The sequence below is a fragment of the Kitasatospora sp. NPDC096128 genome, from assembly GCF_040303105.1.
GTDB lineage: Bacteria > Actinomycetota > Actinomycetes > Streptomycetales > Streptomycetaceae > Kitasatospora.
The window spans coordinates 194,804-208,360 of the sequence record NZ_JBEOSP010000014.1 but is presented as its reverse complement, the minus strand read 5'-3'; the positions used below and the strand labels follow the sequence as shown (position 1 = coordinate 208,360).

The window sequence follows — 13,557 nt, the reverse complement described above, 5'->3', positions numbered from 1 at the left end:
TTGAGCGGCACGGCAACCACCGGAATAGGGCGGCCCCGCGCACTGCGTCCTCGCTAGTGTTTGTTTCAAAAGGAATCTCCAACCCCAGAATAATCCGAGGCCGGGGATGTCAACATATCTGGCGTTGACTTTTGGCACGCTGTTGAGTTCTCAAGGAACGGACGCTTCCTTCGGACCGCCTTCCAGCGGGCCCTCCGGGCGCTTCGTTCTTTCGTGTTTCAAGCTTATCAGATGTTTTCCGCTCCGTTTTTCCGGAGTTTCATTCATCGGATTCGCTTTCCGCTTTGTCGCCCCGGTCTCCCGCGGCGACTCCGGAACTGTACGGGGACCGACCCGCCACATGCAAATCGCCTCCGCCCGGGGCTCCGGGCGGAGGCGATCCACTGTCAGGTACGCCGTCAGGCGCGGCCCATCTCCTCGGCTATGGCCGCCGCGAAGGCGTCGATGTCGGCCTCCGTGGTGTCGAAGGAGCACATCCAGCGCACCTCGCCGGTGTGCTCGTTCCAGAAGTAGAAGCGGTAACGCTTCTGCAGCCGCTCACTGACCTCGCGCGGGAGGATGGCGAACACCGCGTTGGCCTGGGCCGGGCGCACGACCTCGATGCCGTCGATCTTCCGGACCGCCGCCTCCAGCCGGCTGGCCATCGCATTGGCGTGGCCGGCGTTGCGCAGGTAGAGGTCACCCGAGAGCAGTGCCTCGAACTGGACGGAGACGAAACGCATCTTCGATGCGAGCTGCATCGAGGTCTTGCGCAGGTACTTGATGTTGCGCACCCGCTCCGGGTTGAGCACCACCACCACCTCGCCGAGCAGCAGGCCGTTCTTCGTACCGCCGTAGGACAGGACGTCCACGCCCGCGTCGGTGGTGAACTCCCGCATCGGGCGGCCGAGCGCCGCAGCGGCGTTCGCCAGGCGGGAGCCGTCCATGTGGACGAGCATGCCGAGCTGGTGGGCGTGCTCGGTGATCGCGCGGATCTCGTCGACCGTGTAGAGGGTGCCGAGCTCGGTGCTCTGGGTGATGGAGACCGCGAGCGGCTGCGCGCGGTGCTCGTCGCCGAAGCCCCAGGCCTGCTGGTCGAGCAGCTCCGGGGTGAGCTTGCCGTCCGGGGTGGGGACGGTGTGCAGCTTGATGCCGCCCATCTTCTCCGGGGCGCCGCCCTCGTCCACGTGGATGTGGGCGGTGTCGGCGCAGACCACGGCGCCCCAGCGCGGCAGCAGCGACTGGAGGGCGACCACGTTGGCGCCGGTGCCGTTGAAGACGGGGTAGGCCTCGGCCTTGTCGCCGAAGTGGCGACGGAAGACGTCCTGGAGGTGCGCGGTGTAGTCGTCCTCGCCGTAGGCGACCTGGTGGCCCCCGTTGGCGAGGGCGATCGCGGCGAGGACCTCGGGGTGCACGCCGGCGTAGTTGTCGCTGGCGAAGCCGCGGACGGCGGGGTCGTGCCGCCGTACCGCGTCCGTACGGGTGAGGTCGGTCATCGGGCTGTCAGCCACAGGTGCTGTCCGTTCAGTTCTGCTGCGGGGCGGTCCCAGAGGTCCGCCAGGTGTCCGGCGAGGTCGGCGGTGTCGGTGAAGCCCGCGAACTTGGCCTCCGGCTTCTCGGCCCGCATCTCGGGGCTGACCAGCGCCTTGATGACCAGGATCGCAGCCGCGGCGGTGGGCTCGCCGTCCGGGGAGGTGGTCTCCTTCTTGAAGGAGTCGGCCATGGCGAGGGTCCAGGCCTCGGTGGCGGCCTTGGCGGCCGCGTAGGCGGCGCCGCCCGCGGTGGGCTTGTGGGCGGCCGCGGCGGAGACCATGGCGTAGCGGCCGGCCGGGCTGCGGACCAGGGCGGGCTGGAAGGCCAGCGAGGTGTGCTGGAGGGTGCGCACGACGGTGTCGTGCAGGAAGTCCCAGTCGTCCAGGCGGCTGTCGAAGAAGGTCTTGCTGCCGCGCCAGCCGCCGACCAGGTGGAACAGGCCGTCGACGTGGCCGTGCTCGGCCTCCAGGTGGTCGGCCCAGTCGTGGACCTCCTGCGGGTCGAGCAGGTCGATCACCTGGCCGCTCACCTTCGCTCCGCGTACCGCGACCCGGGTGGCGTCCAGGGCGGACTCGAGGCGCCGGGGGTCGATGTCGGCGCCGATCACGGTGGCGCCCTCGGCGGCGAGGCGGCGCAGCACGGCCTGGCCCGCCGGGCCGCTGGCTCCGGCGACGGCGATGACCTTGCCGGCCAGCTTGGTGGTGGGGTTGGTGGTCACGCGGCGACTCCCTGGATGCCGGCGCCGGTGATGCCGGCGGTGGCGGCGATGACGCCGCGGAGCTTCTTGGACAGGGCCTCGTAGAACATGCTCAGCGGGAACTCGTCCGGGAGCACGGCGTCGCACAGCGCCTTGTTCAGGGCCTTGCCGTCGGTGATGTCGAGCGGCAGGGCCTCCGGGCCCTTGGCCCAGGTGGAGGCCGGGTGCGGGGTGAGGTAGCGGGAGACCAGCTCGTAGGCGGCGATCCAGTGGGCCGGCTTGGGCCGGTCGATGCCGTCGCGGTAGAGGGTCTCGATGTCGGCGCAGAGGGCGTTGGTGACCTGCGGGGCGCGCTCCCAGTCGATGGTGAGGCGGTTGTCGCGCCAGCGCAGCGCGTCGTGCTTGTGCAGGTACGCGAAGAGCAGCTGGCCGCCCATGCCGTCGTAGTTGCGGACGCGGTCGCCGCTGACCGGGAAGCGGAACAGCCGGTCGAAGAGGATCGCGTACTGGACGTCGCGGGCGTGCGGGTTGCCCTCGGCCTCCAGCTGCACCGCCTCCTTGAAGGTGGTGAGGTCGCAGCGGAGCTCCTCCAGGCCGTACATCCAGAACGGGCTGCGCTGCTTGATCATGAAGGGGTCGAACGGCAGGTCGCCGTGGCTGTGGGTGCGGTCGTGGACGAGGTCCCACAGGACGAAGGTCTCCTGCGCGCGCTGCTGGTCCTCGAGCAGGCCCTCGGCGTCGGCCGGGATCTCCAGGCCGAGCTGCGAGACGGCGCTGGTGGTGACGGCGCGGAAGCGGGCGGCCTCGCGGTCGCAGAAGATGCCGCCCCAGGTGAAACGATCCGGCGCCTTGCGCACGGCGACCGTCTCGGGGAAGAGGACGGCGGAGTTGGTGTCGTAGCCGGCCGTGAAGTCCGTGAAGGTGATCGGCACGAACATCGGGTTGTCGAAGCGGGTGCGCTCCAGCTCGTCCAGCCACTCGGGCCAGACCACGCGCAGCAGGACGGCTTCCAGGTTGCGGTCCGGGTTGCCGTTCTGGGTGTACATCGGGAAGACGACCAGGTGCTCCAGGCCGTCCTCGCGCTGGTCGGCGGGCTGGAAGGCGAGCAGCGAGTCCAGGAAGTCGGGCTCCCGGTAGCCGGTGTCGGCCCACTTGGCGAGGTCCGCGTCGACGGCGGCCAGGTAGGCGGCGTCGTGCGGGAAGTGCGGGGCGAGTTCCTCGATGGCCGACCGGACGGTGGCGACCAGCGGGTCGACGGTGTGGCGCTGGACCGCGGACAGGTCGATGGAGCCGTCCTTGGACTGCAGCGGGCGCAGGGTCTCGACGGCCTCCTTCAGGCGCAGCCACGCCGGCTGGGCGGCGAGGGTCGAGACCGGGGCGTCGGCCGCCGCAGCGAGCCTTGGCGAAAGATTCTGCATCGTGGACTCACTTCGACAGGAGTTATTTCAACGAGGACACCATAAGTACGAGAGGTTCTCCCGTTCAAGGGGGGTCCGACCGGCAAAACTTCCGTGTGGTGCCGCCCCGGCACCAAAAGCTCCGTCGGCGGGCCCTGCTGTCCGGCATGTGGACGGTTTCCTGGATGTTCTGGACAGGTGCGCCGTTGTGATGCGAACCTCCCCGCATGCTCGCGGAGGTGATCACGGTGGCCGAGCGCCACGACGGCCCGTTCCGGGTGCCCTCCCGTCAGCAGGCCTGTTGTCGCCGCCGCTGTCGCCCGCAGGGCCGCTGTCGCCGCTGTCGCTGATCCGGCCGCAGCGGTCGCCCCGGCCACGGTCGGCCCGCCGCCGCCGGCCCGGCTCCGGGCGCCGCGGACGCGGGCCCGTACGCCGACCATGCCGTGTGTGTTCCGGCGCCGCCACCGGGGGGAAGTGACCCGCCGGGAAGCGGCCCGCCCGGCCCGGCTCCCCCAGCGCCGCGCCAGTCCCGCCCCTCCCCCGTCCCGCCCGGTCCCTCGCCCCCTGGAGCACTGCCATGAGCCTCCGCAAGCCGTCCGCCGTCCTGCCCCTCGCCGCGCTGGCCGTCGTCGCCGCCGCGCTCTCCGGGTGCGCCCCGCAGGACGCCAAGTCCGACGGCGCCGCCGCCGGCACCTCGGCCACGGCCGGGTCGCCGGCGAGCTGCGCGCCCGGGGCGCTGGCGACGCGGACCGCCGGGAAGCTGACCATCGGCACCGACAAGCCGGCCTACGACCCGTGGTTCTCCGAGGACAAGCCGGAGAACGGCAAGGGCTTCGAGTCGGCCGTGGCGTACGCGGTGGCCGGGAAGCTGGGCTACCCCCAGGACAAGGTCGGCTGGGTGGTCGCGCCGTTCGGCAAGGCGACGGCGCCGGGGGCCAAAGACTTCGACTTCGACATCAACCAGGTGTCCATCAGCGACGAGCGCAAGCAGGCGGTGGACTTCTCCTCCGGCTACTACGACGTGCGCCAGGCCGTCATCGCGCTCAAGGGCTCCAAGGCCGCGGGCGCGAAGAGCATCGCCGACCTCAAGGGCAGCAAGCTGGGCGCGCAGATCGGCACCACGAGCCTGGACACCATCACCGGCACCATCAAGCCGAGCAGCCAGCCGGCCGTGTTCGACTCCAACGACCTGGCGAAGGCCGCGTTGAAGAACGGTCAGGTCGAGGCGCTGGTGGTGGACCTGCCGACGGCCTTCTACATCACCGGTGCCGAGGTGCCGGAGGCCCAGGTGGTGGGGCAGTTCGAATCGGCCTCCCAGGGCGAGCAGTTCGGCCTGGTGCTGGACAAGGGCTCCAAGCTGACGCCGTGCGTGTCGCAGGCGGTGGACGCACTGCGCGCGGACGGGACGCTGGCCAAGCTGGAGAAGCAGTGGCTGTCCGACGCCGTCTCGGCGCCGGTGCTGAAGTGAGCGCGGAGGCGGGCCCGTCCGGGCCGGTCGACACCGTGAAGGGATCGGCAGGCCCGGCCGGCCCGGCCGGGGACGACGGGTACCGCCCGTCCGAGCGGAGACTGGCGCACGAGGCGTACCGGCGGGCCCGGGCCCGCCGCTCGGCGCTGGTCGCCACCGCCTCGACCACGGCGACGGCCGTCGTGCTCTACCTGCTGGTCGTCAACTCCCCCGGCTGGGAGGTGACCCGACGGACCTTCTTCAACCTGGAGTACGCCCGCCAGGCGCTGCCCGAGGTGCTGCGCGGGCTGCGGCTCAACCTGGAGCTGATGCTCGGCTGCGGCGTGCTGATCCTGGTGTTCGGGCTGCTGCTCGCAGTGTTGCGGACGCTGCGCGGGCCGGTCTTCCTGCCGGTGCGGTTGCTGGCCACCGCGTACGTGGACTTCTTCCTCGGGCTGCCGATGATCATCTGCCTGCTGGTGATGATCACCGGCGTGCCGGCCCTGCGGCTCACCGGGGTGACCACCGACCCGCTGCTGCTCGGCGGGGCCGCGCTGGTGCTGACGTACTCGGCGTACGTGTCGGAGGTGTTCCGCTCCGGCATCGAGTCGGTGCACCCGAGCCAGCGGGCGGCCGCGCGCTCGCTGGGGCTGACCAATGCGCAGGCCATGCGGTACGTGGTGCTGCCGCAGGCGGTGCGCCGGGTGGTCCCGCCGCTGATCAACAACCTGGTCAGCCTGCAGAAGGACACCGGACTGGTCTCGATCGGCGGCGCGATCGACGCGGTGTACGCGGCGAAGATCCTCGCGGCGCACTCCTTCAACTTCACGCCGTACCTGGTGGCGGGTCTGGTGTTCATCGTGCTGACCGTTCCGCTGACCCGCATCGCCGACTGGCTGACCGGGCGGATGAACCGTCGGCAGCTGCAGGGAGGTGCGGTGTGAGCGGGACCGAGGTGCTCCGGCTGGAGTCGGTGCGCAAGAGCTTCGGCGACCAGGTGGTGCTGCGCGACGTGGACCTCGCCGTGCCCGAGCACTCGGTGACGGCGCTGATCGGGGCGTCCGGCTCCGGGAAGTCCACCCTGATGCGGTGCGTCAACCTGCTGGAGGGGATCGACGACGGCGCGATCCTCCTGGACGGCGAGGAGATCACCGACCCGCGGGCGGACGAGGACGCGGTACGGCGCCGGATCGGGGTGGTGTTCCAGTCGTACAACCTCTTCCCGCACATGACGGTGCTGGAGAACATCACGCTCGCCCCGCGCCGGGTGCACCGGGTCGGACGGGCGGAGGCCGAGGCGAAGGCGCTGGCCCTGCTGGACCGGCTCGGGCTGGCCGCCAAGGCCGGGGAGTACCCGGACCGGCTCTCCGGCGGACAGCAGCAGCGGGTCGCCATCGTGCGGGCGCTGGCGGCCGGGCCCCGGCTGCTGCTGCTCGACGAGATCACCGCGGCGCTCGACCCGGTGCTGGTCGGCGAGGTGCTGTCGGTGGTGCGGGACCTCAAGGAGCAGGGGATGACGATGGTCCTCTCCACTCATGAGATGGGGTTCGCCCGCGAGGTCGCCGACCAGGTCTGCTTCCTGGACGGCGGGGTGGTGCTCGAACAGGGTCCGCCGGAGCAGGTGTTCGGCGATCCGCAGGAGGAGCGGACCCGGCAGTTCCTCAGTCGGATCGTCGCCTCGGGACGGCTCCAGGGCTGAGGAGCCGCCGGCCCGGCGGGCGCCCGGCGGGGGGCGCGGCAGGGGCGCGGGTCTCCCGGGGTGGAACGCACGACGGCGGTCACCACAGTGCGCCCCCGCACGCGCCCTGGCCGCGCCGGGGGCGGAGCGGTGATCGTGGACGGGACGATCGTCCGCGCCCCGGGAGGCCGCCGTTGCACGGTCCCACCCTGGTCAACTGGCTCCTCGCCCTCCTCACCGCCACCGCCGGCGCCTACTGCCTGACCCGCCTGCGGCAGTCCCCCTGTGCCCCCGCGACCCCCGGGCCGCACCGGCCCCACCCGGCGCTGGCCCGGGAGTCCGACGCGGCCGAGGCGCTGATGGGGCTCGGCATGGCGGCGATGGCCGTCACCGGGGGCACCGTCCCGGCCGCCGTCTGGGCCTGCCTGTTCGGCCTCCCGGCGGCCGTCTTCCTGGTGGCCGCCCTGCACACCCCCAGCGGCCGGGCGCACCGGCTGCACCACGCGGTCGGCGCGCTCGCCATGACGCACCTGGCCCTCGCGATGACCCTCTCCCCGGCCGGGCACCACCACGCCGCCGCCCTCGGCGCGCCCCTGCTGACCGGCGCGCTGCTGCTCTACTTCGGGGGCTACGCACTCTGGACCGGCGCCCGGCTGCTGCACACCCCGGCCGGCACCCTCGCCCTGGGCACCACCGGCCTGCCGCGGGCCTGCCGACTGGCCATGGGGATCGGCATGTTCGCCATGCTGCTGACCATGTGACGGGCCCGCCCCCGGGCCGCCCCCGCCCGGTACCGGACCCGCGCGTGGCGTTGGTCACTGGCCCGCCGAAAGCCGTTCCACCGGGCGTCGCCAGCGCATAGGTTGGCGGGGAGCGCGTTGTCGCGTTCCGTGCGTACTCGGGGAGCCCATGCGATGACTGCCCTGATCGGCCTGCTGCTGCTCGGCCTGCTGCTCGCCACCGTCGTGCCCCGGCTGCTGGCCCGGGCCCGCTGGGTGGAGCGCGAACCGGTGCTGGCGCTGCTGGTGTGGCAGAGCGTCGTGGTGGCCGTCCTGCTGTGCTGCGCCCTCGGCCTGGTCCTCGCCGCCTCCGCCGCCGAGCCCGCACTGCGCGCCTGGGTGTTCGCCGGCGCCCCGCACGGCGTGGAGGCCGCGTACGGCCTGCAGGACGCCGAGGGCTGGGGCCGGCTGTGCGCCGCGGTGCTGGCCGCGGGTGCGCTGCAGACGGTGCTGGCGCTCACCCGCGAGGTCCGGACGGCCAAGGCCCTGCGCGACCGCCGACACGCCCAACTGGCGACCCGGTCACCGGAGTTGCCGGAGGCGATCGAGGCCGCCCGGAGCCGCCGGGAGCGGCTGGTGGTGCTGGAGAACATCCGCCCCGAGGCGTGGTCGCTGCCCGGCCCGAACTCCCGTCTGGTGGTCACCACCGGCGCCCTCCAGCAGCTCACCGACCGGGAGTTGGCGGCCGTGCTGAGCCACGAGCGCGGTCACGTCCGGGCGCGGCACCACTGGCTGCAGCAGTTCGCCCAGGCGCTCGCCTCCGGCTTCCCCGGCATCGGGGTGTTCCGCGCCTTCCGGGACCAGGTCGCGGAGCTGGTCGAGCTGGCCGCCGACGACCGGGCGGCCCGGCGGCACGGACGGCACACCACCGCCCTCGCGCTGGCCGAACTCAACCTGGACCGCGGGGTGTTCGGCTCCTGCCCGCCCGGCCTGGCGCAGTCCCCGAAGCGGGTGGACCGGTTGCTCGCGGGCCGCCCCCGGCTCTCCGTGCCGCACCGGCTGCGGCTGACCGCCGTCGCCCTGGCCGCACCCGCCGCGGCCGTCCTGCTGGCCGTCGCCCCGGGGCTCCACTCGCTGCTCTGACCCCGCCCATCAGGCGAGCTACCAGCTGTACCGCAAAAGGAAGTTGACGCAGCGTCAAGCGGAGGCGGAGGACTCCCCGCAGAGCGGGGCGAACCGGCCGCCGAGCGTCAGTCCGAGCACCTCGCGGTGGAGCGGCCGGGCCTGGTCGTAGCGTTCCCGCCCGGCCGGAGTGAGGGCGATCATGATGCCCCGCCGGTCGCTCGGGCACATCTCCCGGGTCACCAGCCCGCCCTTCTCCAGGCGGGCGATCAGCCGGGAGAGCGCACTCTGGCTCAGATGGACGGTGGGCGCCAGCTCGCTCGCCCGCAGGGCCGCCCGACCCTCGGCCCGGCAGCCCTCCACCAGGCGTTCCAGCACCTCGAACTCGCTCATGCCCAGCCCGTACCGCTCGCCGAGCTCGCGATCGAGCGCACAGACGGCAGCGGCGTGGCGGGCCAGCAGCTCGCGCCATTCCGCGATGAGGCCGGCCTCCGCAGAGGCTTCGTGGGGGTCGGGTTCAGCCACGCCGCCAGATTAGCACGTGCATCGTAAATTTATGTGTTCGCATCTTATTCACTTGCATTGAATGCATGTGCATGTACTGTCCTCCCCATGACCACCGCGACCACCACGTCCCCCGACGCTCCGTCAACCAGCGGGCTGAACTGGACACCCCGCCTCTGGGGCACCCTGATCGTGCTCTGCGCCGCCATGTTCCTGGACGCCCTGGACGTCTCGATGGTGGGCGTCGCCCTCCCCTCCATCGGCTCCGAACTGCACCTCTCGACCTCCACCCTGCAGTGGGTGGTCTCCGGCTACGTGCTCGGCTACGGCGGACTGCTGCTGCTCGGCGGCCGCGCCGCCGACCTGCTCGGCCGCCGCCGGGTCTTCCTGGTCGCCCTCGGCGCCTTCGCCGCCGCCTCGCTGGTCGGCGGGCTGGTCGACGACGGCGGCCTGCTGATCGCGGCCCGCTTCCTCAAGGGCGTCAGCGCCGCCTTCACCGCCCCCGCCGGACTGTCGATCATCACCACGACCTTCGCGGAGGGCCCCGCCCGCAACCGGGCGCTGTCGATCTACACCACCTGCGGCGCCAGCGGCTTCTCGCTCGGCCTGGTGCTGAGCGGGCTGCTCACCTCGGTCGGCTGGCGCTGGACCTTCCTGATGCCCGTCCCGGTCGCGCTGCTCGCCCTGGTGTTCGCCGTCCGCCTGCTCCCCCGCCCGGTCGAGGAGCCCGCCAAGGGCGGTTACGACGTGCTGGGCGCGATCACCGGCACCGCGACCGTGCTGCTGCTGGTGTTCACCGTGACCGAGGCCCAGGGCGCCGGCTGGCTGAGCCTGCGCACCCTCGGCTCGCTGGTCGTGGTCGCCGCACTGGCCGCCGCCTTCCTGCTGGTCGAGAGCCGCGCCGCCCATCCGCTGGTCCGGCTCGGCATCTTCCGCAACGGCTCGGTGGCCCGCGCCAACATCGTCGCCTTCGCGATGACCGGCGCGTACGGCGGCTTCCAGTTCGTCGTCACCCTCTACCTCCAGCACCTGCTCGGCTGGTCGGCCCTGCAGATGGCCCTGGGCCTGCTGCCGGCCGGCGCGTTCATCGCGCTCTCGGCCCCGTTCATGGGCCCGATCGTGGACCGCTTCGGCACCGGCCGGCTGCTGCCGATCGGCCTGCTCGCCCTGGCCGCAGCCTTCGCCCTGTTCCTGCGGCTGGACGAGCACAGCTCGTACCCGGTCCTGGTGCTGCCCTCGATGCTGCTGCTCGGCGTGGGCTTCGCGCTGGCCTTCCCCTCGGTGAACATCGCCGCCACCGACGGGGTGGCCGACGAGGAGCAGGGGCTGGCCTCGGGCCTGGTGAACACCGCGATCCAGGTCGGCACCGCGGTGGTGCTGGCCGGGGCGACCGCGATGATCACGGCCGGGAGCGCGGGCGGCGACAGCGCGCAGGCCCAGCTGGACGGCTACCGGCCCGCGCTGGTCCTGGTCACCGCGGTCGCCGTGGTCGGACTCGTCGTGGCCGCGATCGGCGCCCTGGTGGACCGGCGTCGGACGGTAACTCCCGCGTCGGTGCCAGATTATGATTATCCGTCTGCCGGGCCGTCCGTGGCCCGGACCGAAGTCCTGAGCGAGCGCTGACCCACTGGCCCCTCCGCGGCCGACCCCGGCCGTCGGGCACTGGCGCCGGCTCCACCAAACCCCCGTGTTGGTGGAGCCGGCCGTCTTCTGTACCGGCTGGCCCGGGCGGCGCCCCCCAGGGCACGGTCCCACGGCGCGGCTGCCGGCTCCGCAAGTATATTGGCCCGGAGTCAACGAACGTTCGGAGCAGACACGATGGCACCTCGCGGGGATTCGGTCAACGAGGAGATGCGGCAACGCTCCCGCCGACGCATCATGCGGGCCACCGTCGAACTGGTTGACCAGCGCGGTTACGCCGGCACCACGCTGACCGACATCGCCGAGCGGGCCGGCCTCGCCCGCGGCCTGCTCTCCTACTACTTCGACGGCAAACGACTGCTGATGCAGGCCGCCACTCACCGGCTGATGCACCAGGCGCTGTCCGGCGCCCTGGCCGAGCTGCCGCCGGACGCCACCCCGGAGGGCCGACTGGCCCGCGCGATCGACGCCGTCCTCGGCCTGGCCATGGACCACCCCCGGGTGATGCGCTCGCACCTGGCGCTGATCCTCGACCCGGACACCGGAGCCTTCGTCCAGGAACCCGAGCAGCAGCAGCTCGGCGCGATCCTGCAGGGGCTGCTCGTCGACTGGGGCGCATCGGACCCGGTCGCCGAACACGCGGTGCTGCGCAGCGCGCTGATGGGCGGCTGCATCGGGGTGCTGCTGCCGGGGGCGGAGATCCCGCTGGCGCCGATCCGGGCCGACCTGTTCCGCCGCTACGACCTGGCCTGGGAGCTGGGCCGCCCGCCGCAGCCGCTGCCCCCGGAACGCGAACGGCCGCGGGCCCGCGGTTGACGGGGCCTGCGGCCGAGCGGTCTCTCGAGTGCCCCCCGGGCGGGGACCGGGGGAGATCCCCCGCTCCCCGCCCGGGAGTTGCTCAGCGCTCCTTCAGGATCGAGGACAGCAGGTCTATGGTGCGCTCCGGCGTGAGGCTGTCCACGCAGAGCCGCTCCATGACCTGGATGTACGCGTCGACGTCGTCCCGCTTGTCCAGGTACAGCGCACTGGTGAGCTGCTCCAGGTAGACCACGTCCGCGAGGTCCTGCTCCGGGAAGCGCAGGATCGTGAACGCACCGGACTCGCCCGCGTGCGCGCCGAAGCGGAACGGCATGACCTGGATCACCACGTTGGCCTGCTCGGCGACGTCGATCAGGTACTGCACCTGACCGCGCATCACCTTGGGCCCGCCGACCGGCCGGCGCAGCGCCGCCTCGTCGATGACCGCCCACAGGCGCGGGCTGGTGCCCTCGGTCAGCAGCTTCTGGCGGCGCAGCCGCAGGCTGACCCGCCGCTCCACCTCCTCCTCGCTGATGACCGGTCGACTCTGGCCGAAAACCGCCCGTGCGTACTCCTCGGACTGCAGCAGTCCGGGGATGAACTGCACCTCGTAGGTGCGGATCAGCTGGGCGGCCTCCTCCAGGCCGACGTAGGTCTGGAACCAGCCCGGCAGCACGTCGTTGAAGCTGTGCCACCAGCCGGACTTGTTGGCCTCGCGGACGAGGCCGAGCAGGGCCTCCCGCTCCAGGCCGTCGTCGACGCCGTAGAGACTCAGCAGGTCGGCGACGTCACGCTCCTTGAAGCTGACCCGGCCGAGCTCCATGCGACTGATCTTGGACTCGGACGCGCGGATCGCGTAGCCCGCGTCCTCTCGGGTGATGCCGCGTGCCTCGCGCAGGCGTCGCAGCTGCGAGCCGAGGAGGATCCGGCGGACCATCGAGCCGCCGCCCGGCTGAACTGTGGTCATGCGGTCGAAACCTCCACCTAGGGCAAACAGCGCACAGTCTGCCATCAGTTGAGCGCTCACGGTGCCGATACTGACGGATGTTCCTATCAGTTCCACACTCCGCACACCAGGATGCACGTGCATCCGGCGCTTGCATATGCCAATAGTGCGACTGCACGTGAATCGACTCTTGCATCTGCAGTGAGCGCACACCACCATGGTGCACGTGCACCTGCACATCCCTGGCAATCCCGCGGGCTCCGCGTCGACCCCACGCGCGACTCCGTGCACCGGCCCGACGGCGTCCCCCGCGCCATCGGGCGTTCGAGTGCGCGCGCGCCTGGTCGAGGGGGCGGCCGAGCGGCCGAGCGAGTCGGAGGTGACCGGCATGACCCCGGCGGGTCCAGCCGTGTCCGCCCCCTTATGGGAGGAGCTCTTCATGAGCACCGGTACGGCTTTGGCAGTTGACCCCCATGTGGTCACCTGCACGCTCGCTCCTCGCTTCGAAGCCGTGAGAACCGCGCGCGACTTCGCCCGGACCGCTCTCCAGCGCTGGGGCCTGATGGAGCTGTTCGACGACGTCGCACTGGTGGCCTCGGAACTCGTGACCAACGCGCTCCGGCATGCGATCGGCGCACGGCCCGACCCGTCGGGCGGCGCCCTGGGCGAGTACGACTTTCCCACACAGCCCACCCCGGAGGGGCGGCTGCCGATCCGAATAAGCCTGGTGCACCGCGCACCCCAGGTGGTCTGCGCGGTGAGCGATCCGAGCAGCATCGGCCCGGTGGCCCGGGAGGCGGACTTCGTCGCCGAATCCGGCCGCGGACTGCACCTGGTGGAGTCGTTCAGCCGCTCCTGGGGCTGGCACCCGCTGGGCAGCGGCAAGGTGGTCTGGGCCATGTTCGAGGCGGAGCCCGGCCGCGGCAACGGACTCGACGGCAGCGGACTCGACGGCGACAGACTCGACGGCAGCGGGCTCGACGGCCATGTCCTGGACGGTCGGGTCGAAATCGGTGGACGGCACCGGCGCTCGGCCTAGCGCCGCACGGCGCACGGCCGGCCGAGGGACGACCCGGGAGGACCACACCCCGGGCCC

At 72.0% G+C, this 13,557-nt stretch carries 13 protein-coding genes; 8 read left to right on the top strand and 5 right to left on the bottom strand.

What is annotated here, in order from left to right; translation table 11 throughout:
- Nucleotides 1-398: 398 nt before the first annotated feature.
- Genes ABTY61_RS18180 through ABTY61_RS18170 form a run of 3 tightly spaced genes read right to left on the bottom strand, consistent with a single transcriptional unit; the run spans nucleotide 399 to nucleotide 3,627 of the window.
- Complete coding sequence (locus ABTY61_RS18180; protein ID WP_350506009.1) at nucleotides 399-1,475, bottom strand: threonine aldolase family protein; 1,077 nt, start codon at nucleotides 1,473-1,475, stop codon at nucleotides 399-401.
- Entirely contained in the window at nucleotides 1,472-2,230 is a 759-nt protein-coding gene (locus ABTY61_RS18175) for an SDR family NAD(P)-dependent oxidoreductase (protein ID WP_350505995.1), read from the bottom strand. Before ABTY61_RS18175 ends, ABTY61_RS18180 begins: the two co-directional genes overlap by 4 nt.
- On the bottom strand, nucleotides 2,227-3,627 hold the full coding sequence (locus ABTY61_RS18170) for a DUF6421 family protein (protein ID WP_350505994.1): 1,401 nt from the start codon (nucleotides 3,625-3,627) through the stop codon (nucleotides 2,227-2,229). The genes ABTY61_RS18175 and ABTY61_RS18170 overlap by 4 nt, the downstream gene beginning before the upstream one ends.
- Nucleotides 3,628-4,183: 556 nt before the next feature.
- On the opposite strand from ABTY61_RS18170, the gene ABTY61_RS18165 reads away from it, so the two are divergent.
- From ABTY61_RS18165 to ABTY61_RS18145, 5 genes are all read left to right on the top strand, one after another.
- Nucleotides 4,184-5,074, top strand: coding sequence for an ABC transporter substrate-binding protein (locus tag ABTY61_RS18165; RefSeq protein ID WP_350505993.1), 891 nt, complete (start codon nucleotides 4,184-4,186; stop codon nucleotides 5,072-5,074).
- 35 nt (nucleotides 5,075-5,109) lie between these two features.
- Complete coding sequence (locus ABTY61_RS18160) at nucleotides 5,110-5,997, top strand: amino acid ABC transporter permease (RefSeq protein ID WP_350505992.1); 888 nt, start codon at nucleotides 5,110-5,112, stop codon at nucleotides 5,995-5,997.
- Nucleotides 5,994-6,752 (top strand): amino acid ABC transporter ATP-binding protein, encoded by a 759-nt coding sequence (locus ABTY61_RS18155; RefSeq protein ID WP_350505991.1) that lies wholly within the window; start codon nucleotides 5,994-5,996, stop codon nucleotides 6,750-6,752. Before ABTY61_RS18160 ends, ABTY61_RS18155 begins: the two co-directional genes overlap by 4 nt.
- 173 nt (nucleotides 6,753-6,925) lie before the next feature.
- Complete coding sequence (locus ABTY61_RS18150; RefSeq protein WP_350505990.1) at nucleotides 6,926-7,492, top strand: DUF5134 domain-containing protein; 567 nt, start codon at nucleotides 6,926-6,928, stop codon at nucleotides 7,490-7,492.
- Nucleotides 7,493-7,645: 153 nt separating this feature from the next.
- The gene (locus ABTY61_RS18145) at nucleotides 7,646-8,593 is read left to right on the top strand and encodes a M56 family metallopeptidase (protein WP_350505989.1); all 948 of its coding nucleotides are present in this window, start codon (nucleotides 7,646-7,648) and stop codon (nucleotides 8,591-8,593) included.
- Between the two features lie 54 nt (nucleotides 8,594-8,647).
- Here the strand turns inward: ABTY61_RS18145 and ABTY61_RS18140 are convergent, their stop codons facing one another.
- Nucleotides 8,648-9,097 (bottom strand): MarR family winged helix-turn-helix transcriptional regulator, encoded by a 450-nt coding sequence (locus ABTY61_RS18140; RefSeq protein WP_350505988.1) that lies wholly within the window; start codon nucleotides 9,095-9,097, stop codon nucleotides 8,648-8,650.
- An 87-nt stretch (nucleotides 9,098-9,184) separates the two neighbouring features.
- Between ABTY61_RS18140 and ABTY61_RS18135 the strand changes: the two genes are divergently transcribed.
- Complete coding sequence (locus ABTY61_RS18135; protein ID WP_350505987.1) at nucleotides 9,185-10,699, top strand: MFS transporter; 1,515 nt, start codon at nucleotides 9,185-9,187, stop codon at nucleotides 10,697-10,699.
- A gap of 228 nt (nucleotides 10,700-10,927) precedes the next feature.
- On the top strand, nucleotides 10,928-11,533 hold the full coding sequence (locus tag ABTY61_RS18130) for a TetR/AcrR family transcriptional regulator (RefSeq protein ID WP_350505986.1): 606 nt from the start codon (nucleotides 10,928-10,930) through the stop codon (nucleotides 11,531-11,533).
- Between the two features lie 82 nt (nucleotides 11,534-11,615).
- Here ABTY61_RS18130 and ABTY61_RS18125 read toward each other — a convergent pair whose 3' ends face one another.
- Nucleotides 11,616-12,482, bottom strand: coding sequence for a Sco1979 family transcriptional regulator (locus tag ABTY61_RS18125; protein WP_350505985.1), 867 nt, complete (start codon nucleotides 12,480-12,482; stop codon nucleotides 11,616-11,618).
- A gap of 367 nt (nucleotides 12,483-12,849) precedes the next feature.
- Here ABTY61_RS18125 and ABTY61_RS18120 point away from each other — a divergent pair, with 367 nt between their 5' ends.
- Nucleotides 12,850-13,500 carry an ATP-binding protein gene (locus ABTY61_RS18120; protein ID WP_502895351.1) on the top strand — a complete coding sequence of 217 codons (651 nt, stop codon included), beginning with the start codon at nucleotides 12,850-12,852 and terminating at the stop codon, nucleotides 13,498-13,500.
- The last annotated feature ends 57 nt before the right edge of the window (nucleotides 13,501-13,557 follow it).